A 22,718-nucleotide genomic window follows, 5' to 3' on the forward strand; every position below is an offset into this window, starting at 1 on the left:
GGCGTCTGTGTGTTGAGGACTGTCACATTTCACCACCCATCCAAAGCCGGATGTGGCCGCGAACACATAAGCGAGCCTGCGTGCATCTTCACCGCGTTACTGCGCAGTGCGTCCCCCGCGCAGGCGGGGAAGGACCCGTTCGTGAGCTCGGCAAAACAATGGGAAGGCGTGGTCTGTGGTAGCTCGATCCGTGGTAACCCTAGGCGTTTCCACCGAACGCGGCGCCGTTCACGCGGTAGCTCTCGCCGATTCCAGCGAGAGACTACCTGAGCGCGTGCTGCTCTATCGGGTGGTAAAGACGGACGGCGACAGTAAAGCGGAATTGGCCGACGCCGTCGAGACAGCAATGGATGTACTGGCCGCTGAACTCGGCGCGGATACGGAGATCGGCGGTGCGGCTGTCACTTACCGCGATGCCACCGAACGCCGGGCCATCGTCACCCGGCTGGCGTCCGGGCAGTGGCACTCGGCCTCGTTGGTGTCGGCGAAGGCCGCGCACCTCAACGTGGCAGGCGCCATGACGTGGCTGAACGAATTCGGCAATCTGCTGATCTGCGATGTAGTTCCCGGCCATCAGGCGTTCACGCTGATCGATCGCAAGCGCAGCAGGGTCCTTGCGGCCAACAGCCAAACCGGAGGCTCGGCGACAGCCGAGTCGATGGGCGCGGCTGTGACAGCGGCCTGGGATCAATTCGAAGCGGCCGAGGTACGACCGGATGCCGTGGTGCTGATCGGATCGCTTGCGCGTGCTGCGGCGGTCGTCGCCGCGGCGGACGGATTCGGTGCGCCGGTGATTCCGTGCAAGATCGCGGCATCCGCGTCCGCGGTGGGTGCGGCGCTGTCCGCGATAGTCGACGTGGAGGAGTCCGACGCAACGGTCGAGCGGGTACACAACGGCCGTGTCACCGTTGCGCTGTTCGCGGCGGCCAGTGTGCTTGCGGGTGGTCTGGTCGTCGGCGGCGTCTACGCGGCGGGCGGTTTCTCGCGGTCGGCTACCGGCGCTGTCGTCGCGGATGCGCGGGTAGCCGCGGATACGCGTGTGGTCGGCGGCGAGATCGGATCGAATGCGGGCTCGGCGGTAGACCCCGGCGTGCGCGACTCTCGTGATTCGGCGGGCAGAGGCCGGGGATCCATGACCGGCGAACTCGGCCTGGAGCCGACCACGGTCGTGCGGGATCTGCCGGAGTACTCGGCGCAGCGATGGGGCAGCGGCCAGCAGGATCGTCTGCTGTCGTTCACACCGTCGGACTCGGTCGCCGAGCCCGAGTCCGCGCCGCAGCTGCTGCCCGGGACGGGCACTCCGGGCTCCACCACGAAGGTCGGCGCACCGAACGGCACGATGTTGTTCCCGGGTGAGAGTCCGCCGCCCGCGGCGTTCACACCCGAGTCCTATCACTGGTGGGACAACCACTTCCGCCTGATGCTGCAGTGGGCGTCGCAGCAGTTGCTGTCCACCTAGGCGGCACTGCACCGCAAGCGGAAACCACGAAAGGTCCGGCGCTGCCAGCGTCGGACCTTTCGCTTGTTCAGTCCGCGGTGCGGCGGCCGGAACAGGACGCCTGCCGCGATGAACCCGGCCAGCGCGATGCGTTCTAGTCAGGTTCGCGCCCAAGGGTGCGCTGACATTTTGGATTCGCGCCAGCGGATTTCGCTGCGAGGCAGAGAATTCCGCTCGAGTCGATGCGGTCACCCGTCCGGTCGCACAATCGTCGAGCACGCATCGAAACGCGCCGTCAGAGGCCGATTACGCCATCGGAGACCTGCATGACCGAGTCACTCATTCAGCTGCCCACCGCTGGAGAATCTGTTATCGACACCTTCGACCGGATGATCCGGACCGGGCCGATCGTTCCCTACGAGCTGCCGGGCGGAGTTCGGGCCTGGATGGCGGTCAGCCATCAGGCGGTCGGCGAGGTCCTTGCTGGTGACGGAACGCTTTTCAGCAAGAACGCTAAGAACTGCCCCGTGATGCACGACGGGACCGTCCCGGCGGACTGGCCGTTACGTGTCCTGACCGACGCCGATCACCTGCTCAACAAGGATGGCGCCGACCACATGCGAATGCGGCGAGCCATCGCCCGCGCGTTCACCCCCGTCCGGGTTGCCCAACTCCAACCACGCATCCAGCGGCTCACCGACGATCTGATCGACAGATTCGCCGACTTGCCGGAGGTCGATCTCGTCGAGCACTTCACAATGCCGCTGCCCGTCGGGGTGATCTGCGAGTTGTTCGGCGTACCGGCGGATGATCAGTCGAAGTTCCGCGGATGGACCGCCACGCTGGTATCGCACACCAGCACCGGTGAGCAGACCCAGGCCGCCATGCAGGAAATGGCCGGCTACCTGACAGGGCTGGTCAGCGACAAGCACGGCAATCCCGGTGACGACCTGACCTCGGACCTGGTGCGGGCCCAGACCGAACACGGACTCGCCGACGCCGAGCTGGTCGAAATGCTGTGGATCATCATCGTGGCCGGACACGAGACCACGATGCATCTGCTCGGCAATGCGGTGGTGGCTCTGTCCGCCAATCCCGACCAGCTCGCAGCGGCCAAGGACGGGGACCGGTGGGCCGACGTCGTCGAGGAGACTTTGCGCTACCGGAACGCGGCCTGCGCCATGTTCAACCGGTACGCCTTGAGTGATGTCCAGATCGCCGGTGTCGATATCCCCGCGGGTGCGATCGTGGGCTGGTACGCGGGCGTCGGACGCGATCCGCGGAAGCATTCGGATGCCGACGTCTTCGATATCGACCGCGATCATTCTGATCAGCTGGCATTCGGTCGCGGTCCGCACTTCTGTCTCGGCGCGCATCTGGCCCGGCTGGAATCTCGCATCGCGCTGGCCACCCTGTTCGGCCGGTTCCCGCAGTTGCGGCTCGCGTGTGATCCGGCCGAGATCCCGTACGCGCCGCAGTTCATGACCAACGGCCCACTCTGTGTGCCGGTGCAGCTCCAAACCCTCGGCTGATCGGGCACGCCCTCTGGCGGGAAGCTGTCAGACTTATGTCGGAACACCACCGAGTGAATAGTGGAGATGAGCATCAGACCGACAGCGCAACCGTCATGCAGTATTCCGAGCTGACCGTCGCGAGCGCAGCGGTGTGGACCGAGGTCACCGACCAGTTCCTGAGGGCAGAGCACCGCTACCGTGATCCGGCCAACTGGTGGGCTCGGATCGCGGTTCAGGAATCCTCGGGCTACACGTTGCTGCACACACAGCAACGCGGCGACCACCTGATGAACCGCAGCCGCTCACATATCCGGCGTGGTCCGACCGATCACTGTTGGATCGTGTTCCCGAAACGGGGCGAATACGTCATCCAGCAGCCGGACCGGCTCACCCGGGTACCGCCACATCGTGGGTTCGTCCTCGAGCTGGACCGAATCTGCCGAGTGTTGCTACCCGGATCGACGGCCTACGCGCTACGGCTCCCCCGCGCGCAGTTCGATCAACGGCTGCCCACCCGCGGCGCATCGCAGACGGTGCTCGATATGTCATCGGGTCTCGGCCGGGTCGTGGAGAGCATGCTCGCCGCCACACTTGCCGGGCGATCGAACCTGACGACGCTGGAATTCGACGCCGTCTGTGACCGCGTCACCGAACTGTTGTGCCTGATGTTCATCGGCGACGTCGGGCCACAGCAGGCCCATGTGGCCGAAACCGTCGATGCCATCAGAGCATTCGTGCGTGCGAACATCGGGTCTGGTGACGTGCGGCTGCCCGCGGTGGCTCGTGCGCTCGGCTGGTCACCCCGCCAACTGCGGTCGGTGTTGCACCAGACCGGCATCACCTATCGGGAGCTCCGGCGGACCGAAGCACTGCGCACCGCACGCGATCTGCTGGCGGGCCCTGGCCCGCTTTCCATCGGGGAGGTGGCCGCACGTTCCGGGTTCACCAGCGCCGGATTCTCGACGGCGTTCAAATCCGAATACGGCGAAACGCCGAGAGATTTTCGGCGCCGTCGCCGGTCCGATCAACTCGCCGTGCCACCACCCGGTTCCTGATCCGTCGTGCCGCGGCCGACACCGTTCGCGACTTCATCGATGCCGACCACGACGACTACCCGGCCATGCTGAGCCGGGTACTCGACCCGCGGCGGTATCCGGCGCTGACTCGCGCATTCTCCGAGCAGGCCTTCGACGATGTGGAGATGGATTCGGAAGCAGCGGTGCTGCGCTTCGGCCTCGATCGGATGCTCGACGGATACGAGCAATTCGTGCGGTCGTTCGAGCAAATAGTTCCGGCTACACCGACAGGTCGCGGCGCAGCTTGGCGACATGGCCGGTGGCGCGGACGTTGTACTGGGCGACCTCGATCGTGCCCGCCTCGTCCACCAGGAAGGTGGAGCGGATGACCCCGGTCACCGTCTTGCCGTACATCATCTTCTCGCCGAACGCGCCCCAAGCGGTGAGCACAGCGCGGTCGGGGTCCGAAAGCAACGGGAAGGTGAGCTTTTCGGCGTCGCGGAACTTGGCCAGCTTCGCGGGCTTGTCCGGTGAGATGCCGATGACCTCGATGCCCGCACCCTCCAGTTCGGCGAGGTTGTCGCGGAAATCGCAGGCCTGCTTGGTGCAGCCGGGTGTGCTCGCCGCGGGGTAGAAGTAGACGATCACCTTGCGGCCGCGGTATTCCGACAGCGAAACCTCTTTGCCGTCGGCATCGGGGAGCGTGAAATCGGGGGCGGTATCGCCGGGGGAGAGTCGTTGGTTGTCGGTCACGTCTTGCACGGTAACCGACGGCCCCGACAGTACGTGGATGATGGCTAGACTCGTGGCAATCAGACACAGGAGGAGATACGTGGCTAGGGATACCGAGCGGATCGAGCGGGACATCGAGGCCGCGCGGACACAGCTCGCGAGCACGCTCGACGAACTTGCCGTGCGGGCGGATCCGCAGCGGATCGCCGACGACACCAAGCACATGGTGCTTGCCAAGCTGAACGAGCCGAAGGTGAAGTACAGCTTGATCGGTGCGGGCGCTGTCGTCGTCGGGCTGGTGCTGCTCAAGATCTTCCGCTGACGGAAAACGAAACACCCGGTGTGGCACTGCCACACCGGGTGTTTCGTTCTTTCGGGCTATTAGACCGTCGGGCAGGCGAATCCATCGCCGTCGGGGTCCAGGTGCGGGCCGTAACCGGGTTCGCCACGGAAGATCGGCGCCCGGCCGGCCGCACGGGCCGCGTCGCAGTTGGCGAAGGCGCCACCCGCCGAGCCGGTCTGCGACATGCCTGCCGAGCCGGTCGCGGCCGAGCCGGTGTCGATGGCGGACGATCCTGTTCCTGCGGAACCGGTGGGAGCGGCGGCCATGGCGGCGGGCGCCGCAAGGAAGGTCAGACCCGCGACGGCAGCGCTGACGGTGAGCCGGCGAACGTTCATGTATTCCTCTGTGTGTTTGCTGCGGTGGATTGGCGCCGAAAGGGGGAGGCGCCGCATCCACTGTTGTGACGGGCCGCCCGGTTGTCAACCGGGCTGCATGCGAAGGTTGTGCGCGAAACGCCGCAATTACGCGCCGAGGTGCTCTCCCGCCACGTGTTCGGCCGGGATATTTCCCATTCTTCCGGCTTGGAAATCCTCGACGGCTCGGATGATTTCGGCGCGGCTGTTCATCACGAAGGGGCCGTATTGGACGACGGGCTCATTGATAGGCCTGCCACCGAGTAACAACACCTCGAGATCGCCGGTCCGATCGTGCTGCCGGGTGTCGGCCGACACGGTGATCGAGTCGCCGCGACCGAACACCGCGAGCTGGCCCTCGCCGATCGGCCTGCGTTCCGCGCCGACGGTGCCGCTGCCGGACAAGACGTATGCCATCGCCGTAAAATGTTGTGGCCATGGTGTTTCCAGCCGTCCCCCGGGGCTGATGGAGGCGTGTGCGTAGGCAATCGGGGTGTAGGTCGAGCCGGGGCCTGCGAATCCGCCGATTTCGCCGGCGATCAGTCGCACCAGCGCGCCGCCGTCGTGGGAGCTCACCAATGTCAGCTCGCGACCGCGCAGATCCTGGTAGCGCGGTGCGGCCATCTTCAGCGCACGCGGCAGGTTCACCCACAGTTGCACGCCGTGGAACCAGCCGCCGGAGGCGACCAGCTCTTCCGGTGGCACCTCGTCGTGCAGGATGCCGGAACCGGCGGTCATCCACTGGGTGTCGCCTTCGCTGATGACGCCGCCCCCGCCGTTGGAGTCGTGGTGCACCATGGTGCCGTCGAGCATGTAGGTGACGGTCTCGAAGCCGCGGTGCGGATGCCAGGGCGCGCCTTTGGCCTCGTGCGGTTCATACGCGACCGGACCCATCTGGTCGAGCAGGATGAACGGGTCGGCCGAGCGCAGGTCCATGCTCGGGAACGGCCGCCGGACTTCGAAGCCCGCGCCTTCGCGCTGCTTGTGTGCGGTGCTGATGCTGCGCACCGGACGCTCGCGCGTCGGCTCGGTCGGCCTGGGCAGGCGGGGCAGCACCATGATGTCGGGGACGGTGATGGCGGGCACGGGCACCTCCTGAAAGTTTTTGGTGTCCATGTCAACCAAAGACTGGCTAGGATAATTCCCGTGGTCCGATGGTTGAGCGATGACGAGCAAACGACCTGGCAAGCCTTCATCCGGCTGCGCCAGCGAATGGACGCGGCGCTGGCCGCGGGCTTCGCCCAGGACGGCCTCTCGCCCGCCGACTACGAGATCTTGGTGCCGCTGTCGGCCGCGCCGGACGGCTGTCTGCGCGCCAAGGAGCTCGGCGCGGAGATCTGCTGGGAGAAGAGCAGGCTCTCCAAGCATCTGGCCCGCATGGCCGCCCGCGGACTCGTCGAACGCCGTCCTGCCCAGGAAGATGCCCGCGGCATCCTGGTGGAACTCACCGCGGCCGGGCGGGCGGCGCTCGAACGCGCCGCACCGAATCACGTCGATCTGGTCCGTCGCCTGTTCGTCGACGTGCTGACACCCGCGGAGGCGAGGGCGTTGCGCTCGCTCGCGGACAAGGTGGTGGCCGAGGCCGAGCGCAGCACCGGCCTCAACCTCTGAGCGTCGTCACCATGGTGTGATCGGCGGCTTCACCCACATCAGCTTCTCGTCGGTGTGGTTGCGCTGTGCCGCGGCATGATTCGGATGGTGCTCGGCCCAGGCATCCTTGTCGTCGAGGAGTCGGGCGACGGCCGCCCAGGTCTCGTCGGTGCTCGGCGGATTCGTTGCCGCCGCGCGCGCGAGCTTGCGCCGCAGCGCCGCGGGCATGGCCAGCAGTTCGGCTCCGGTGACTCCGCGATCCCAGATATAGCCCGCGAGCCGCCGCGCCTTCTCGGCGCGACTCTTCGACGCGGAGTCGGAGTGGGCGTAATCGGTCATGGCGCATTCCGCATCGGTGGTGGTTGGTTCCGGTCGACCCTAGCGGACGACAACGCCTCCCCGGCGATCGCCGGGGAGGCGTTGTTCCTGCGTGCTGTCGGATCAGTAGGCCGAGTTCACGTTGTCCATCGAGCCGTACCGGTTGGCCGCGTAGTTGCAGGCCGCGGTGATGTTGGCGACCGGGTCCCAGATGTCGAAGGGGGTGCCGTCGACGTGGTAGGTGGCGAAGGTCGGGTCGATGACCTGCAGCAGACCCTTGGAGGGGATGCCCGCAGCGGCGTTGGAGTCCCACAGGTTGATGGCATGCGGGTCGCCGCCGGACTCGCGGATGATGTTGCGGTGGATGCCGTCGTAGCTTCCGGGGATGTTCCTGGCGCGCATGATGTCGAGGGACTGCAGGATCCAGCCGTTGAGGTTGTTCTCGTACACCGGAGCGGGCGGCGGCGGGAGCACTTCGGGCATCGGAGGCAGTGCGGGCAGCGCAGGCAGGGGCAGCTCGGGCAGCGCGGGCAGGGCCGCAGCATCGGCGACCGGGGCAGCGACCGGGGCGGCGATCGGGGCGGCCGCCGGTGCGGCCTGCTCCTCGGCGACCATGGCGACGCGAGACGGAACACTGTCGTCTGCGACGGACACCGCGGAAGAAGCGGCGACGGCGATGATGCCCGCTGCGGCCACCGCGAAGGTGAAGCCTTCACGAAGCGAGGGGCGGTGGGAGGTGAAGAAGCGTCTGTCAAGCATAGCGAAATCGGTTCCTTGTTCGGGGACTGGGTTTCGATCCGGGCATGCGTGGCAACACGGATCCACGGCGGGCGTCAGGTGTGATTGCTCGCCGAATTCGGCTGTATGCGGTTTTCGGATTTTGTTGTGAAAGACGGGGATTCAGTTCCCGTTGTGGGCAGCTCGGGGAGCCGGGGCAATTGCCACGCGGGTGCCGCTGTCATCGAAAAGGAGTATTGCGGTACCTTTGGTGCCGCGCGGTACTCCAGTGACCGCGATCGAACATCTTGCTGTTGCGGTCGTTTCCGAATGACTGTGGATTACTCCTCGGTCTAACCAAACTGCCGGTCTGTTCTTGACCTGATCTCAGGATGGTCACGGCTGGTTAACAGAGGGTAAACGGAAGATGTATCAAAGGATTTTTCGATCTTGGATCACCAAGATCATGCAGGTCGACACCCTACGTATGCGGGGAGTTTGCCCCTAAACTCAAAGTGACGCAGGTCACGTAAATATAACGGTAACGCAAACCACTTTGTCTTTTTTGTCCCTACCAGGACGCCGGACGCACCCTTCCGGGGGTCACAACGCGAGCCAAAGCGTTACGTAATTCGGTGATCTTGGAATCGCCGAGAACGGCCGCCCATTGCGCGGCGAAATTCGCGGCAGCGGCATCGGCGGCGCGCGTGCAGGCCCACCCGCGTTCGGTCAAGGTGATCAGCCGAGCACGGGCGTCGTCGGGATGCGGATGGCGTTCGGCGTATCCCTTGCGCACCAATTCGTCCACTAGTTGACTGGCCGCCTGCTTGGTCACCGCGAGGTGCTCCGCGAGCTCGCCGACGGTCGCGCCGTTCGGCGCCATCCGCACGAACGCGAACCCGTGGGTGGGTCGCACATCGCCGAATCCGGCCGCCTGGACGCCGCTGTGGATCGCGTCTGTCGCCGCCGCGCCCGCGGCGAGCAGCAGCAGGGCCAGATCTTGTCCCTGGTGCAGTGTCGAAGCGGGCTTCAGGTCCGTCATGAATTCCATCTTGACACATGTGGTCAACATGCTTGACTATATAGTCAATTGAATTGACTATATGAAGGAGCAGGACATGCCCGTGATTCGTGCCGCTGAAGCCCAGGTCCACGAGATGCACAACGCCCGCTTCACCTCCTACATCCGTCCCGAGACGGGCAGCACCGAACTGTGCGTCTGGCAGACCGGGATCGATCCGGGCACGGTGGGAGTGGGCCACAAGATCCTGCGTGAGGAGGCTTTTGTCCTCATCAGGGGCGCGGTGACGCTGCACATCGACGGCGAGGCGTCGGCGCTGGAACCCGGCGACGCGGCCATCGCGCCCGCAGGCTCGACCATCAGCATCGACAACACCGGGTCAGAGCCTGCGGCGCTGGTGGTGACCGTTCCGGTCGGATTCGCCGCAGAGCTCGCCGACGGCACCCGCCTGACTCCGCCATGGGCGGGCTGAGGCCCGTCGGCACGAGCGGACCTGCGCGGCGGCCCGGTAATCCAGCTCCTGGATTGCCGGGCCGCCGAGGTAATCAGGCCAGAGTGCCGAGCTCGTCGCTCACCAGGCCGGAGATCGCCGCGAAGAACGCGGCGATGCCGGGCAGGTTCGGGCCCTTGGCGCGGGAGGCCGTGAAATCCGCCTCGGAGCGCCACTCGACGACGTCGAGCCACTCGTCGTTGGGCAGGCGTACCAGCCGGGCTCCGAGAAACCCCTCGCGGTCGGCGTCGAAATCCGCGACCATCCCCGGCCTGGCAGCCAGCATCTCCTCGACCTTGTCCGGCGCCACCGTGAAACGGGTCAGCTCTACCGTCACTGCCATTACTGCCTCCTTGTCGTAGCAAAACTGCTCAACTCTGACCGAGGCCGAACTGTTCCGCGGGTGCTCAGTGGCGCGTGCGCCGCCCGAGCGGCGGGTGAAGGAAGATGATCGCGGGTGGTCATGTCTGGGTTCACCCGCAGCGCAAGCACCCATGTCCGGGCATTAGCGCTGACAGCGGTGTCCGCAGCGCGAGCAGCGCCCAGTGGTCGGCACCGGAATGGGCCTCATTCGACCCTTCATCGGATTGAGCGGTGACTGCGGCCGGGCGTCAGTGCGGTATTGCATCGATGATGGCTCGGGCGCCCTGACGCAGCAGGTCGGCACCGACGAAGAACCCGAGGGCCTGCGGGTCCTCCGCGACGCCCCAGTGGTGGGAGTCCAGCCACTGAGACCCGTCGAGGTTGAATACCTTGCCATGCAACATCAATCGGCCCGTCGGATCTTGGGTGGCGTATCCAGCTATGGGTGAGTTGCAGTGGCCCTGCAGGGCATGCAGCATGGCGCGCTCGGCGTCGGCCACGCGGCGGGTGCCGGGGTGATCGAGCCGCGCGGACAACTCGAGCAGTTCGGCATCGTCGGCGCGGCACTGCAATGCGATGACCCCCGCGCCGATCGGTGGACACATTGTTTCCAGATTCAATGTCTCGGTGATCCGGTGGGCATGCCCGACCCGGTGGAGGCCGGACACGGCCGCTATCAGTACATCGACGTGCCCCTCTTCGAGCCGTGCCAATCGAGTGTTGACGTTGCCGCGCAACGGCGTCACCGCCAGATGCGGGTAATGCAAGCGAAGTTGAGCGGTCCGACGGACAGAGCTGGTGCCGACCACCGTGCCTTCGGGCAGCTCGGTCAAGGGCGCGCCCGTGCGGGTGATCACCGCGTCGTGGACATCCTCGCGCGGCAGGTACCCGGCGAACGCCAACCCCTCGGGCACGGGAATGTCGCCGGGGATGTCTTTGAGGCAGTGCACCGCGAGATCGGCCGAGCCATCGAGCAGGGCGAGGTCGATCTCTTTGACGAATGCGCCCTTGCCGCCGAGCTTCGACAGGTCGCCCATCCACCGATCTCCCGCAGTGGTTGCTGGGTTGAGTCTGCGTCATTCCTGTGACGCGATCCAAACGGGTTTCCGCTCCACTGAGTGTCTGGCCTTCGTGCGCATTTGGGGGCGTGCCCGTGCGGTGCGCCGACGAGCAGGATTTCGACCTCGCAGTCGGCGACGGTACCGGTCACAAGCGAGCGATCCAACACGACCACGACCCGGCGCGCTGCGCAGCCGACGGCATACACCGATATGGGTGAGCGCATTCATCGCCAGTTCGGGTCACGATGCGACCCCGACCGGCTCGAACGGGATCGCGTGCTCGCGCCCCAGCGTGCAGCGCGTGATCGTGCGCTTGCCGTCAATGAACCGATCCGCGTGCGCGCACAACGCTTTCAGCTCAGCGCTGGAGTCGTCGGTGCGGTGGCGGGTCTCCTCGAGTTCCGCCACCAGCAGACCGTCTGAGCGGTGCACGAGCCGGATAGCTCCGTCGTTGCCTTCAGCGCCGAATCCGAGGTGTCCCGCTGCGATGCGGCGCGGTTGGAGTCCTCGACGAGCTCTTTGTAGAGCTGGTCGACGGGCACTACCTGTTCGGTCCACAACTTGGTGGTCAGGACTTTGATCGGATCGAATCTGGCCAATGTCGCGTCCTCGTGCAGCTGGGACTCCATCAACACCACCTCGTCGGCGGCAGTCACGGGTGTAGCAGTGAGCGGCTCTACGGTGAGCGGCTCAACGGACGTGAGGGGCTGTTGGAATGTCACTGGCTGGTCGGCGTCGAGGCGGTAAATGTGAGCGGTTTTCATCCGCGTAATGCGTGCCGTCGCGCAAAGTGGGCCCACCACGACAAGATCAACACCGTCTCACGCTCTCGAGACAACCTGGCGCGCAGTATTCGCGGTCAAACCGCCCTCATCGACCGAGGTTGATGCTGCGAGCCCGGGTCTCTTCAGGGCCATGGTGTGCCAGCGGGCTGCGGGGTGATGCCCACGAGCACGGTGTAGGCCACCACGTTAGACAGATAGCTTCTTATGGTGTGGTCGAATTCGCCACCACACGTCACCAGTTGCAGCGCGCTGTATCCGCGCGAGTCGTAGACCTCATGAGTTGGGAACTCTGACTTCAGATAGGTGGCTACTTCCTGAACGAGGAAGTGAGCAACCGATCGATCCGCTCTTGTCACGTCGACCTGGTCCCCGGGGCGCAGTGACGATAGTCGGTAGAAGACCGCAGGTCCGGTGTAGGAGTCTACGTGTCCCAGGATGACCGCGGAGCCCATGTCTCCGGGTGGGGGGCCGTTTCGGTACCAGCCCGCCACCTGAAAGTCCGTCGGAAGTTCTACGGTGCGATCAGGATTCAGGCCGAGCTCGGAGAGTGGTCCATCCACCGCGATAGCTGGGATGTGTAGTTCCACAGGGAGCGATTCTGGAAGCGCGGCCGGAGCCACGCTACCGAACGCGGTCACGGCGGCATCGGTGGCCGGGACCAGGTTCCCACCCAGGCACAGTCGAGCGATCGGACTCAGTGCCGCAAGAAATAGCAGAATGCTCGCCGCTAATCGTAGGTGCTTCGACGACACCGGTGAACTGCGTCCTGTACTGCGCGGAGTGCGCGCTCGTGCTTCAGTCATTCCGGTTCCGGCCGTGCTGCGGTCGGTCCCTGACGTCGGCGAGTGGTCCGCTCGAGCGGGAGGCTGAGTCCGACCGCCAGCACACCCAAGGTCATCAACTGGGTGCGGACTATCGGCGGTGCCGCCCTCGCCGGTACCTGGCGGACCCTTTGGCGGAAGTCCGGGGCCAGGCGTCACAGGCGGTGCTGTCTCGGGCGTATCGGCGCCGCCCTGACCACCACCGGGTCCACCTGAACGGCCGGGGTCTTGCGGTGGTGATTCCGGAATCGGTGGGCCGGGACCGCCGGGCAACCCTGGAATGACCGGTATAGCACAAAATGGCGACCTCATAGGAACTCCTCGACACATAGAATTCGTCCACAAGGCTCACATGCAATCGTGAATGCGAGCGGATCGGTCTATTGCCTCGGTAGCCAACGAAGTGCTTATTGAGCTCAACACGTGTTACTGCGATATTACGCTTCAAGGCTATGTCTCCTAATTAAACTTTGAGTTTGGGTGTTGTATCGAAACTAAATGTAATGAATCTATTAGGCTGCCGTAGCAGTCATGGGTGGGGGATCGGGAGAAAGTGGCGAGGCCCCGCTCTGTCAGACTGGCATTAGACCAGGTGACCGGTCGGTTTTAGAGAGCCGAGTAGGGCCGAGATCGGGGATTCTGGTGGTGACGTCGGGTGCGGCCGATCCCGCCCACCGAGAATTGGTGACGTCAAACATCCCGTGAAGTCAAAACATCAAGCATCACCTGAAGCCCGACAATTTTTCGTTGGCTATTTCTTTGGGTTACCGGTTCCTTCTTCTTTTCTTCCTCCGGGCTCCCAACTTTTCACCCACAATTACGTGGCTCATCAAGCCCGTGGCGCAACACTTTTCGCGGGATAGTTCAGTGCAAGGAAGTCGGGCGACGCGACCGGTCGGCCTCCTGGCATAGGGGTCCAGGAACGGGGTCGCCGAATCCGGCACGGCGGGGACGGTTGACGCAGACCCCGGAGGTCTCCGAGAGCAGGAGCCCGTCCTACATCCAATGCAGTCCAACTCCGCGCGGGCGCGGTCGATGAGGCGCGGGCTCTGGAAGTAGTCGTGCCGTATGACGGGGTCGAAATGGGCCGTTCTTACGAACTGATGTGAGATTCCGGCTCGTCAGGGCCCGATACCAATATGGGGCCGGTCGCGTACTCGAGGCCGGCAAGTACTAAAAACCACCCATGATGGGCTTACGTTTCCACTGGTGAAGCCCTATAGTCGACTGCCGCTGTGCGCGAGATGGCCAGCTGCCCCAGCGGGCGATGCGTAGGCGAAAGGTCTTGCCTGAATCGTGCGGTCGAGACATCTCGCCTGAACCGGGTTAGCCCACCGATCCTTGCGCCTGGTGAACTGGCGACTCGAGGAGTGGACAGTGAGACTGCGGGGTCGTGGCCGTGCCAGGCGGCGACGACGTGTGGGGGAATGCCGCGCGAGCATGAGGGACACCGAGGTATTGCGAAGATGCTCAACGGGATCCGACGAAGGGCGGCCCGTGTACGGAGCCGCTGGAACTCGTCGCTGCACCACTCGGGTCGGAGGGTGCGCCGTCTTCGTGGACGGCTATCAGCCGGTCGCCGGTCCATGGGATGCCCAGTACCCGGCTTTCGGCTTTCTACAGCGAGGTAACCAGTGCGGCAACCTGTTTCGGGATAGTCGCGCGATGCTGGACAGGTATGCCCATTGGTCGTCGAACGGATCAATGACTACCTGGTGCGGTGGCTCGTGCAGAAAGGTAGGCGGTTCCGGGGCCGTTGGAAACGAGCACGTGAAGCGCTTCCGAAGGCCGCGGAGGCCTACCCGAAATTCTTCTCCGACTGGGCAATCGGGAACCCCGCAACCGTGAACGCTCGATGATGGGGAGCCGTGTGACAGGAGACTGTCACACACGGCTCTGAGAGGGCCGGGAGGTGAACCCTCCCGGCCGCCTGCTAGAGCACCTTTCGCTCTCTACCGGTACACAATGCCGGAAAACGGTGAATTGTCCGGGCTAGGCAGTACCACCGCCACCCGTTTCCGGAGACCCCTCGGGCACGTCCCCGCCACCGCCCGGTCCTTCCTCGCCGGGTCCTTCCTCGCCGGGCCCTTGTTCACCCGGTCCACCGGGACCACCGGGAATAACGCCAGGGGGAATCGGAATGGGAATGGGAATGGGAATGGGGATCGGGATGGGGAGAACTCCGACTCCGCCACCACCGCCGGGGATGCCACCGCCGGGGATGCCGCCGCCGGGGATGACGGGGACAACTCCGCCAGGGGGGATGGGGATGGTCGGCAGTGTTGTCGGCGGCCCTGTCGTCGTTGTCGGCGGGCCTGTCGTCGTTGTCGGCGGGCCTGTCGTCGTTGTCGTTGTCGGCGGCGCTGTCGTCGTTGTCGTGGTCGGCGGCGCTGTCGTCGTGGACGTCGGTGGAATAGTGCAGTTGGGTCGGGTGATCCTGTTGTTGTCCAGGCTGACCTGGCCGTTGCGTGCCAGTACCCGTCCCTCCACGATGGTTCCGGTCTGCACCGAGATCGAGGTCAACGCCATGATGGTTCCGACGAAGGTGGAGTTGGTGCCCAGTGTCGCGGAGCTACCCACCTGCCAGAAGACGTTGCACGCTGAGGCCCCGTTGATGAGGCTGACCGTGCTGCTCGATGCCGTGATCAACGTAGATCCCGCTTGGAAGATCCAGACCGCGTTGGGATCGCCCTGCGCATCGAGGGTGACTGTCCCGGTCAGGCCCATGGGGCCCGCCGTGTTGTACACCCCCGCGACCAGTGTGAGGCCGCCGAGATCAGGGGGAGCAGCGGTGGCAGGACCGCGACCCGCAGCATCGTTATATGCCGTAGTCAGATCTGATTGCGCTTGCAACGCCACCGCGTCGGCAGCGTGAATGGTTCCGACCACTGATCCCGGCGGAAAGCCGGTGACCGCGGAACCCGGGCTGACCCCCAGATCACCGGTGATAATCGAAGGTCCCGTGTTGGTGACCGTCTGGCCCGCCAATACCGCGAACGATGTGGCCGTCCCTAACCCGACCGGGGGCTGGGCCGCTGACGCTACCCCATTGAATATCAGCAGGACCGTGGCGGTCACAACCGTCGCCCCGGCCACGATCAATCGTTTGATCGGACGCCGCCGGGGCGAGTTGGACGGAAATGTCACTGGTTTCCCTTCTCCGTTGAACGGCACACGTATGAATGTCACTGTCCGTCTTCGATCCAATCGGTAGGAGTGGATGGGTCGATCCAGACGCGAATTTCATACGCCCCTTGGCCGCACTCCAAACCGGCTCGAGCCCAACGACAGTCCGAAGCCAGAAATTAACCCATCCAGGTTTGCGCGGCCTACGAAGTACCTTCCGATGCCGATCTAACTGGTGCGACATGCTCGCGCGCGTTGTTTACTGCTGCAGCAGTAAACAACTGGTGCGACATGCTCGCGCGCGTTGTTTGCCGCTGCAGCGACAAACAACGTTGGCCGCTGCAGCGGCATGCGGTGTCACGGTCGAGTCTCGCCACGGAAGTAGCAGCGGTTCGCGACTAGTGCGCGATCCCTCTTCTGGCGGGCGACCAAGCAAGCGCCCCCGAGGACGGTCCTCTCGAGGACGGTTCTCGGGGGCACCACCACTCACCAAACAAGAAGAGGTTAAACAAACATGGGCGGTCTTCTCAGCGGTCTGCTGCCGGTCGTAGGCAACCTTCTCACCGGTGTCGTCAGCGTTCTGGTCCACTCGCTGCTCTGACACGAATGCTTGGTTTGCGGCCCGACCCCCGACATCTCAAAACAGTCCGTCGGGGGTCGGGCCGCAAACAATTCACTACGCCGAACCGATACAAAGACGATCAACCGAAAGGCTGTCCGAATGATCCTCCAGCCCGTAATCGACCTCGTCACAGGACTTCTCGCCGTCGCGGGAAACACAATCCATTTTCTGACCGGCGGCCTGCTCTAGGGGGTTATGACAACCCCAGCGGGATGAACGTGAAGTGCGGCAAGTCCAAGTAAAGCTCGAGTCGGAGAGAGGTCGGATCGTTGTGTCGAGGAAGATAGGTCGAGCAGTCGCCGTAACCGGCGCGTGTGCCGTCATCGCAGCCACAGGCGCCGTCGTCGCCCAACCCTCTGCCGCCGCTCCGGAATTCGATCCGACCGACTGCCCGGCCTTGTACACCCTCGGCGTTCAGGGCACAGGGCAGTCCTCCCTCAGCGCATCGCCCACCGTCGACACCGGCATGCTGTCGGGCGTTTTCGCGCCATTGCTGGCCAGCGTTTCGAAGCCCGGAGCGGTCGATCGCGCATACGTGCCCTATCCCGCGGCGTTCGGCGGGATCGTGCCCGGCGCTGCCACGCCGCCGTACGCACAATCCGTCTTCGCCGGACTCGACGAGCTGCGGAGCATGACCCGCGCGATCACAAGTAAATGCGAGAACACCAGCCTGGCTTTGCTGGGGTATTCACAAGGGGCGCACGTTGTTTCGTTGTTCCTGCGCGAAGTAGGGCTCGGATACGGCGTGGTGGCACCGGACAAGATAGCCGGCGCCGCACTCTTCGCCGACCCGACCCGTGACCCGGGGGCACCAGTGTTCCCTGGCGCGCCGGGACAGCACACACCCGCCCCCGCACCCGGCACCGACCGAACAGCATTAGCGGGGCTGCCACCAGTTGCACAGACGATGCCACCGGGCGGTGGCATCGGACCGCAACAAGACATTGCCGCAGACTTCGGCGCGCTCACCGGACGCGTGGCTTCGTTATGCATTGCAGAAGACCTCGCCTGTGACGCACCCACCGGCGCACCGATACTGCACGCGTTGACGAACATCATCGGCCAGGCGCTGCTGTCCCCGCTCGACCCAATTACCGTACTGTCCTCTATCATTCAAGCCGTTGTCGCGACAACTGTGAAGACCGCCGCCGCCGTCGTAAGCAATGATGTGGTCGGCAACACGGTCGGAACACTGACGCTGACGTCCGAAAGGACGCTCAGTCAGCGCCTTGCGGAAGCCTCGGACCCTCGGGTGCCGGTTCATGGTCCCGACGCGCAGGCGGCATTGCTCAAAGTGGCTACAGTCGCGCTCAATATTTTGCTCGCCGTAGTAGGCGTGACACTCGAACCGAGCGAAGTCGCCGACATCCTCAGCGTGGGTGAGAATCAACCTATGGACGGCATTGCCCTCCTTACGGAAAAGATTGCTGGCCCGCGATTCCCATCGGTGCCGATCGAACCCGCCGGGAACCTGGTGATACAAGCATTCGACGCGGTCGCCTTTGCCGTCGCAGATAACGCCGCGCTCCTCGAACCCGCAACGTGGGCGAGATATCAGGATGTTGTCGCACGCCATGGCGCCTATGTATGGGAATCCGTCACCGAAACCGGCCAGACGTCTACCCAATTCGTCGCGGGCTGGTTTGCGGCGCTGGCGCGCAGTCTCGCCACCCGGACAGGCACCGCCGCCAAGGCTTCCGCTGCACCGAGTGCTCCTAGTCGGCCAATAGATCCAGATCAAGCTGTGGCGCGAGGCGATGCGTCTCCACCGGAGAGCCAGGGCGCCCAACCAGCTACGGCCAAATCTGCGCCCGAGGCTGCTCCCGCACAGCACGCACTGCGGAAAGACAGCGGAAACGCCCTTAGCGACCCAGCCAACATCATTATGTGGGATTGCCTTTGGATGCTCCTGATGTTCGTGGGTTTGCGTCGACTGCTTCGACATCGGCTCACCGCTGGCGCTGACGCCGGCGCCGGATCCAGCTTTCTTGCCGGGTCCACAAACTCAGCCTCGAACAGCGCCGGCTGGTGGGGTATAAGAGCGCGCCGCCGATAGCTGCAGCAGTCGCTGCCATGGCCGTCCCCACGGCCCGGGACCCATCCGGGCGGGCAGGATAGACGCGCCGTTCGTCGAAGAGGTGGGGCGAGGCGGAGGCGCCCTGCAGTAGTCCGAGCGCGCGAGAGTCGCGTGCATGGCGAAGGGGGCCAGCAAGTCGCGGGGAGGCGATTGGAATGCCGGGAGGCCGTTGGTGAATACCGACGAGCTGGCGTTCGAGCTCGCAAGAGCCGAGCGTCGGGTACTGGGGATCCAAACCAAGCTGCACTGTTGGGCCGGTGATGATCCTCATCGCAGGTTCGATGATCTGTTCAATCTCGTCGCCGATCCCGCGTTCCTTCTGGTGGCGTGGGATCGGGTGCGGAACAACACGGGCGCACGCACGGCCGGAGTGGACGGGGAAACCGCCCGCTATACCGAAGCCGAACGCAGGGTCGAAGAGTTCCTGGCCCAGCTGCGGGTTGATGTGAAAGCCCGTAGCTTCCAGCCTCTTCCGGTCCGGCAGCGAGCGATTCCCAAGGCGGGCAGTAAGGTTCGCTATCTGAGGATCGCCACGATCCAGGACCGGGGTGGTTCCAAGCCTCGCTGAAGTTGGTGCTTGAGCGGCGTTCGAAAACACAACCACCGGACCAACCGGCCCCGACCGGGGGGGCGAACCTACACCGAAGTGGAAAAGCTGGGCAGACCAGCGGCTACTCCCTGCCTCAACCAGCCCGCCAGCATCGCGGCACGGCCGAATCCGGCCGCCACACCACCACCAACGTCAGTCCACGGATCGTGGCTAAGTCACTGGTATTGAAGTTGAGCCGAAGGATATCTGGCCCCGAGACAATCCAGTCGGAACGACGTGCCGCCGAGCATGCGGGCTATGTCCTCGGCTTGTGAGTAATAGCGGTGCAGCGGATAGGCGATCTCGGTGCCGATGTCGCTGTTGATGCGATAGCACTTCTGCATGGCGGCCGGCAGCGCCGAGGCGACCCAATAGGCCAGCACGTCGAGGTTGGTGTCGACGCGCTCGCGATGCTCTGCGCTGTCGTCCTCCTGCGCCAGCGCCCAATTCGCCGACAGTGTGATCGAGTGCAAGACGCGAGAGGTGATGTAGATATCGGCGATCTGCTGGGACACCGCCTGAAACTGTGCGGGGGGCAGCCCGAGCTGATATCGGGTGCGCACTTGTTCGGCAGTCAGTGTCAGCACGCCCTTCAGCAGGCCATCTGCCACTGAACCGATCACCGCCAGCGCCAAACGATTGAGTTCCGGGACACCGCCGGGAAGCAACTGCTCCGCTGGGATGGACACATTGTCCAAATACAGCGAAAATTCCGGCACTCTGGTGGAGGATGGGCTCTCGACGCGGCCGATACCCGGCACCTCCGCATCCACGACAGCGAGCCCGGAATCGGTCGGCACTAGAATCCACCTTGCCAGGTCCGCGAATAGCACGCCGACCTTATGGCCGCTTATGTGCACCGTGTTGCCGACGGTGACCGCGGTGGTTTCCGGCTTCATGGAGAATGGCGCACCAGGTTCGTTGAGCGCCGCCGTGAGTACCGCACCCTTGGCGACAGCTGGAAAGACCTTCTCTGCCAAGGTATCCGATGCGGCTCGCACCAGGGGCAGGACCCCGAAGCCGAGCGTCGACAGCGCCGGCACCTGTACGGCGTCGGTTGCTAACTCGGTCAGCATCGCCGACACCTCGAGCAAACCCAGACCGCCTCCGCCGTAGCGTTCCGGCAGGGCCGCCGACAGTAACCCGCTGCCCATGAGTATGGGCCACAGTGCGATATCGCGAGCGCTCTCACGTTCCAGCAAACTTACGACAACTTCAGCAACAGTATCCTGGCTCTCGTTCATGGTGAAGTCCAATACAATGCTCCCGATCGAGGTGTTGATTCAGCTGTAACGCAGACGGTGGGTAAGTGGCGGACCCGTTTTGCCGAGAAGCGTTTGGAGGGGACGCCCGACGAGCCGCGTCCGGGACGTCCGCCGTCGATCCTGCTGGACAAGGTTGAAGAAGTGGTCACGATGACCCTCGAATAGAAGCCGGCGGACGCGACGCATTGGTCGCGGGCCTCGATGGCCAAACGAAGTGGCGTCGCCGTTGACGATTGACCGGATCTGGAGCAAGTTCGAGCTGAAACCGCATCTCACCGACGGTTTCAAGCTGTCGACCGATCCGTTGTTCGTGGACCAGGTCGTCGATGTGGTCGGTCTGTATCACAATCCGCCCGAGAAGGCGGGTTGTGCTGTGTGTGGATGAGAAGTCGGGAATCCAGGCGCTGGACGCTCCCAGCCGGTGTTGCCGATGATGCCCGGTATGCCCGAGCGATACTCCCACGACTACGTCCATCACGGCGTGACCAGCTTGTTCGGGCGTTCGACATCGCGGACGGAGCCGTGATCTCCCAAGCTCTATCAGCGTCGCCGCGCCGCGGAGTTCAAGAAGTTCCTTGTCGCGATCGACAAGGCCGTGCCCGCCGGAACTGGATGTGCACCTGATCTGCGACCATCTGTCCACCCACAAGACGCCGGTAATCAACGCCTGGCTGGCCAAACATCCCCGCTTCCATATGCATTCCACTCCGACCGGCTCGTCATGGCTCAACGAGGTCGAGCACTGAGTCGGGTTCCTCACCGGCCAACTCCTGCGTCGAGGAGTCCGCAAAAGGGTTGCGGCCCTTGACAAAGACATCACGGCATGGATCGAGCAATGGAACGTCGACCCGAAACCGTTCGTCTGGCGCAAAACCACCGGGGAAATCCTCGAATCACTGGCTCGATATCTTCAACGAAGTTCAGGCGCAACGCACTAGGCTATATTCCCCCCGCCACCAGGAAGCAACGACCTGACCAGCATATTCACGTCGTGAGTACGGGTACTGCCCCTCGCAAACGAGCGCGCTGCACCCGGCGAGCTGGTATATGTCAGGCTTCCTGATATTGGAGAGCGTGCCGCCGAAGTGAGCGGGCGGGTGCGGGCGGCCATGTGACGCCGGCGGCGTCACACAGCCGTATCTCAGGCCGAACCGTCGCTGCGCACTATCTGCTATCGCCGGTTAAGGACCTGGGCCTGGCGGCCTTGCGTGCCGCGTTGTCGGCGGCCATTTCATCGCGCAGACTCTTCGGCCGCATATCTGTCCAGTTCTTGTCGATGTACTCGATGCAGGCGGCCCGGCTGTCTTCGCCGAACACGACTCTCCACCCGTCCGGGATCTCGGCAAAGGTTGGCCAGACGGAATACTGCTCCTCGTCGTTGACCAGAACCAAGAACCGGCCGTCTTCGTCGTCGAAGGGATTGGTGCTCATTTCACCTCACTGGATAAACTGGCATTGTGCACGAACAGGCAACGCTCGTAGTCCGTCTCATCCGGATCGGATCCCCCGAGCGTTGCATCGGCCTGGCAGTGAACCCCTACAAAAGGGCAGTTACCTCGGCTCGGAAGAAAAACAGGACCTTGTTCACCACGAGCAGGAAATAGCGAGCAGGAGATCCCCGGGTGTATCTGTATCGGTGGCACGCAACCGAGGGATTGGGGATTCGCGATCACGCGGTGAGCAGAGTCTCGAGCACATCGGCGATTTCTCCGACCAGATTACCGATACGCTGCAACACTTTCGGGTTCTCCTTCATGCTGTGGGCCGACCATTCCTGGCAAGTGCCGGTTACGAACTGCACGGTATTCGAGGCAGCGCGACGTGCGGATGGGAGCGAAATGCTACCTCCCGCCGTGAAACAAGAAGTCATCAAGTACTACTCGGCAGTACCGAGGTGTGCGGGTCGGAACCTGTTCGACCCGAATCGGACGAATCGCCGATTTGCCTCATACCGTGCACGCAATGGCAAACGAGACTACGAAAGATTGTTCCGATCCACGGTCTCCGTGGCTTCGAATAGGTCGTAATGCCATATCGCGGGCGGTGACACCGACGGGCAGACTGTCCGTGTGAGTGCGATTTCGCGGCCGTGCGTCTCGTTCCCGGCAGGGCTGGTGCCGCCTGCTGATCGACTGGCAAGCGACCGACAATGGGGAATCCATCGACAACGCAAGGAGATCGAATGCTGCTGAATCGTGTCGGCACGTTGGTGGCTAGTCCGCTCGCCAGCGTGACCCGTCGCTAGTTCCCTCAATGCGAGGTTCCGGTGCGGCGGAACTGCTCCCTGTCGCCCTCGCGCCACCTGTTGCGCTGTTCGGGTACCGGTGGCGCGATCCGCAGGAAAAGTACTGCTGCTGCAGTGGAATTCCATTTTGCTTCGGTTTTTGTTTTGGGTGCGAGGGCGTGTCGAGCTACACGCCGTATGCGATCGGCGCATTCGGGAGCAGGGGTAGTGCCGGTTCGGAATTGGAAAAAGT

At 64.0% G+C, this 22,718-nt stretch carries 23 protein-coding genes and 1 pseudogene; 10 read left to right on the forward strand and 14 right to left on the reverse strand.

What is annotated here, in order from left to right:
- Positions 1-175 precede the first annotated feature (175 nt).
- The 3 genes from ACFU4Z_RS27900 (at position 176) to ACFU4Z_RS27910 (ending at position 4,007) form a co-directional block, all read left to right on the forward strand.
- Positions 176-1,459 (forward strand): hypothetical protein, encoded by a 1,284-nt coding sequence (locus ACFU4Z_RS27900; protein ID WP_379068364.1) that lies wholly within the window; start codon positions 176-178, stop codon positions 1,457-1,459.
- Positions 1,460-1,764: 305 nt separating this feature from the next.
- Positions 1,765-2,970, forward strand: coding sequence for a cytochrome P450 (locus tag ACFU4Z_RS27905; protein ID WP_379068367.1), 1,206 nt, complete (start codon positions 1,765-1,767; stop codon positions 2,968-2,970).
- Positions 2,971-3,023: 53 nt separating this feature from the next.
- Entirely contained in the window at positions 3,024-4,007 is a 984-nt protein-coding gene (locus ACFU4Z_RS27910; RefSeq protein ID WP_379068370.1) for a helix-turn-helix transcriptional regulator, read from the forward strand.
- Positions 4,008-4,247: 240 nt separating this feature from the next.
- Here the strand turns inward: ACFU4Z_RS27910 and bcp are convergent, their stop codons facing one another.
- A complete protein-coding gene (gene bcp, locus ACFU4Z_RS27915; RefSeq protein ID WP_379068373.1) occupies positions 4,248-4,721 on the reverse strand; it encodes a thioredoxin-dependent thiol peroxidase in 474 nt (157 codons plus the stop codon).
- 79 nt (positions 4,722-4,800) lie between these two features.
- On the opposite strand from bcp, the gene ACFU4Z_RS27920 reads away from it, so the two are divergent.
- A complete protein-coding gene (locus ACFU4Z_RS27920) occupies positions 4,801-5,022 on the forward strand; it encodes a DUF3618 domain-containing protein (protein ID WP_379068376.1) in 222 nt (73 codons plus the stop codon).
- A gap of 59 nt (positions 5,023-5,081) precedes the next feature.
- Here ACFU4Z_RS27920 and ACFU4Z_RS27925 read toward each other — a convergent pair whose 3' ends face one another.
- Positions 5,082-5,378 carry an excalibur calcium-binding domain-containing protein gene (locus tag ACFU4Z_RS27925; RefSeq protein ID WP_379068379.1) on the reverse strand — a complete coding sequence of 99 codons (297 nt, stop codon included), beginning with the start codon at positions 5,376-5,378 and terminating at the stop codon, positions 5,082-5,084.
- Between the two features lie 126 nt (positions 5,379-5,504).
- On the reverse strand, positions 5,505-6,482 hold the full coding sequence (locus ACFU4Z_RS27930) for a pirin family protein (RefSeq protein ID WP_379068436.1): 978 nt from the start codon (positions 6,480-6,482) through the stop codon (positions 5,505-5,507).
- Positions 6,483-6,542: 60 nt separating this feature from the next.
- Here ACFU4Z_RS27930 and ACFU4Z_RS27935 point away from each other — a divergent pair, with 60 nt between their 5' ends.
- A complete protein-coding gene (locus tag ACFU4Z_RS27935; protein ID WP_379068382.1) occupies positions 6,543-7,007 on the forward strand; it encodes a MarR family winged helix-turn-helix transcriptional regulator in 465 nt (154 codons plus the stop codon).
- A gap of 6 nt (positions 7,008-7,013) precedes the next feature.
- Here ACFU4Z_RS27935 and ACFU4Z_RS27940 read toward each other — a convergent pair whose 3' ends face one another.
- The 3 genes from ACFU4Z_RS27940 to ACFU4Z_RS27950 form a co-directional block, all read right to left on the reverse strand.
- The gene (locus tag ACFU4Z_RS27940) at positions 7,014-7,325 is read right to left on the reverse strand and encodes a hypothetical protein (RefSeq protein WP_379068385.1); all 312 of its coding nucleotides are present in this window, start codon (positions 7,323-7,325) and stop codon (positions 7,014-7,016) included.
- A 102-nt stretch (positions 7,326-7,427) separates the two neighbouring features.
- The gene (locus ACFU4Z_RS27945) at positions 7,428-8,063 is read right to left on the reverse strand and encodes a transglycosylase SLT domain-containing protein (RefSeq protein ID WP_379068388.1); all 636 of its coding nucleotides are present in this window, start codon (positions 8,061-8,063) and stop codon (positions 7,428-7,430) included.
- A gap of 529 nt (positions 8,064-8,592) precedes the next feature.
- Positions 8,593-9,063, reverse strand: coding sequence for a MarR family winged helix-turn-helix transcriptional regulator (locus ACFU4Z_RS27950; protein ID WP_379068390.1), 471 nt, complete (start codon positions 9,061-9,063; stop codon positions 8,593-8,595).
- 76 nt (positions 9,064-9,139) lie between these two features.
- Here ACFU4Z_RS27950 and ACFU4Z_RS27955 point away from each other — a divergent pair, with 76 nt between their 5' ends.
- Complete coding sequence (locus ACFU4Z_RS27955; RefSeq protein ID WP_379068393.1) at positions 9,140-9,514, forward strand: cupin domain-containing protein; 375 nt, start codon at positions 9,140-9,142, stop codon at positions 9,512-9,514.
- A gap of 73 nt (positions 9,515-9,587) precedes the next feature.
- On the opposite strand, the gene ACFU4Z_RS27960 is transcribed toward ACFU4Z_RS27955, so the two are convergent.
- The 5 genes and pseudogenes from ACFU4Z_RS27960 to ACFU4Z_RS27980 form a co-directional block, all read right to left on the reverse strand.
- Positions 9,588-9,875 carry an antibiotic biosynthesis monooxygenase family protein gene (locus tag ACFU4Z_RS27960; RefSeq protein WP_379068396.1) on the reverse strand — a complete coding sequence of 96 codons (288 nt, stop codon included), beginning with the start codon at positions 9,873-9,875 and terminating at the stop codon, positions 9,588-9,590.
- Between the two features lie 268 nt (positions 9,876-10,143).
- Positions 10,144-10,950 (reverse strand): annotated as a pseudogene (gene hemC, locus ACFU4Z_RS27965) (hydroxymethylbilane synthase); the annotation flags it as partial.
- A 359-nt stretch (positions 10,951-11,309) separates the two neighbouring features.
- Positions 11,310-11,612, reverse strand: coding sequence for a hypothetical protein (locus tag ACFU4Z_RS27970; RefSeq protein ID WP_379068398.1), 303 nt, complete (start codon positions 11,610-11,612; stop codon positions 11,310-11,312).
- Positions 11,613-11,863: 251 nt separating this feature from the next.
- Complete coding sequence (locus ACFU4Z_RS27975; RefSeq protein WP_379068401.1) at positions 11,864-12,892, reverse strand: class F sortase; 1,029 nt, start codon at positions 12,890-12,892, stop codon at positions 11,864-11,866.
- A gap of 1,662 nt (positions 12,893-14,554) precedes the next feature.
- Positions 14,555-15,550 carry an ice-binding family protein gene (locus tag ACFU4Z_RS27980; protein ID WP_379068404.1) on the reverse strand — a complete coding sequence of 332 codons (996 nt, stop codon included), beginning with the start codon at positions 15,548-15,550 and terminating at the stop codon, positions 14,555-14,557.
- 1,031 nt (positions 15,551-16,581) lie between these two features.
- Between ACFU4Z_RS27980 and ACFU4Z_RS27985 the strand changes: the two genes are divergently transcribed.
- Together ACFU4Z_RS27985 and ACFU4Z_RS27990 are read left to right on the forward strand one after the other, a co-directional pair.
- Positions 16,582-18,366 carry a cutinase family protein gene (locus ACFU4Z_RS27985; protein WP_379068407.1) on the forward strand — a complete coding sequence of 595 codons (1,785 nt, stop codon included), beginning with the start codon at positions 16,582-16,584 and terminating at the stop codon, positions 18,364-18,366.
- A 193-nt stretch (positions 18,367-18,559) separates the two neighbouring features.
- The gene (locus ACFU4Z_RS27990; RefSeq protein ID WP_379068410.1) at positions 18,560-18,955 is read left to right on the forward strand and encodes a hypothetical protein; all 396 of its coding nucleotides are present in this window, start codon (positions 18,560-18,562) and stop codon (positions 18,953-18,955) included.
- Positions 18,956-19,152: 197 nt separating this feature from the next.
- Here the strand turns inward: ACFU4Z_RS27990 and ACFU4Z_RS27995 are convergent, their stop codons facing one another.
- Complete coding sequence (locus ACFU4Z_RS27995; protein WP_379068413.1) at positions 19,153-20,220, reverse strand: acyl-CoA dehydrogenase family protein; 1,068 nt, start codon at positions 20,218-20,220, stop codon at positions 19,153-19,155.
- A gap of 247 nt (positions 20,221-20,467) precedes the next feature.
- On the opposite strand from ACFU4Z_RS27995, the gene ACFU4Z_RS28000 reads away from it, so the two are divergent.
- Positions 20,468-20,626, forward strand: a complete 159-nt coding sequence (locus ACFU4Z_RS28000; protein ID WP_379068416.1) for a hypothetical protein — start codon at positions 20,468-20,470, stop codon at positions 20,624-20,626.
- Positions 20,627-20,816: 190 nt separating this feature from the next.
- Positions 20,817-20,987: a transposase gene (locus ACFU4Z_RS28005; protein ID WP_379068419.1), complete on the forward strand. Its 171-nt coding sequence runs from the start codon at positions 20,817-20,819 to the stop codon at positions 20,985-20,987.
- Positions 20,988-21,405: 418 nt separating this feature from the next.
- Here ACFU4Z_RS28005 and ACFU4Z_RS28010 read toward each other — a convergent pair whose 3' ends face one another.
- Together ACFU4Z_RS28010 and ACFU4Z_RS28015 are read right to left on the reverse strand one after the other, a co-directional pair.
- A complete protein-coding gene (locus ACFU4Z_RS28010) occupies positions 21,406-21,672 on the reverse strand; it encodes an MbtH family protein (RefSeq protein WP_379068422.1) in 267 nt (88 codons plus the stop codon).
- Between the two features lie 238 nt (positions 21,673-21,910).
- Entirely contained in the window at positions 21,911-22,042 is a 132-nt protein-coding gene (locus ACFU4Z_RS28015) for a hypothetical protein (RefSeq protein WP_379068425.1), read from the reverse strand.
- Positions 22,043-22,718 lie beyond the last annotated feature (676 nt).

The organism is Nocardia sp. NPDC057440 (assembly GCF_042802915.1).
In the GTDB taxonomy this organism is placed as follows: domain Bacteria; phylum Actinomycetota; class Actinomycetes; order Mycobacteriales; family Mycobacteriaceae; genus Nocardia.

Coding starts and splice junctions, on each gene's coding strand:
- ACFU4Z_RS27905 (WP_379068367.1), top strand. CDS start 1,765: ATGACCGAGTCACTCATTCAGCTGCCCACCGCTGGAGAATCTGTTATC.
- ACFU4Z_RS27925 (WP_379068379.1), bottom strand. CDS start 5,378: ATGAACGTTCGCCGGCTCACCGTCAGCGCTGCCGTCGCGGGTCTGACC.
- ACFU4Z_RS27940 (WP_379068385.1), bottom strand. CDS start 7,325: ATGACCGATTACGCCCACTCCGACTCCGCGTCGAAGAGTCGCGCCGAG.
- ACFU4Z_RS27945 (WP_379068388.1), bottom strand. CDS start 8,063: ATGCTTGACAGACGCTTCTTCACCTCCCACCGCCCCTCGCTTCGTGAA.
- ACFU4Z_RS27950 (WP_379068390.1), bottom strand. CDS start 9,063: ATGACGGACCTGAAGCCCGCTTCGACACTGCACCAGGGACAAGATCTG.
- ACFU4Z_RS27955 (WP_379068393.1), top strand. CDS start 9,140: ATGCCCGTGATTCGTGCCGCTGAAGCCCAGGTCCACGAGATGCACAAC.
- ACFU4Z_RS27960 (WP_379068396.1), bottom strand. CDS start 9,875: ATGGCAGTGACGGTAGAGCTGACCCGTTTCACGGTGGCGCCGGACAAG.
- ACFU4Z_RS27975 (WP_379068401.1), bottom strand. CDS start 12,892: ATGTGTCGAGGAGTTCCTATGAGGTCGCCATTTTGTGCTATACCGGTC.
- ACFU4Z_RS27995 (WP_379068413.1), bottom strand. CDS start 20,220: ATGAACGAGAGCCAGGATACTGTTGCTGAAGTTGTCGTAAGTTTGCTG.
- ACFU4Z_RS28010 (WP_379068422.1), bottom strand. CDS start 21,672: ATGAGCACCAATCCCTTCGACGACGAAGACGGCCGGTTCTTGGTTCTG.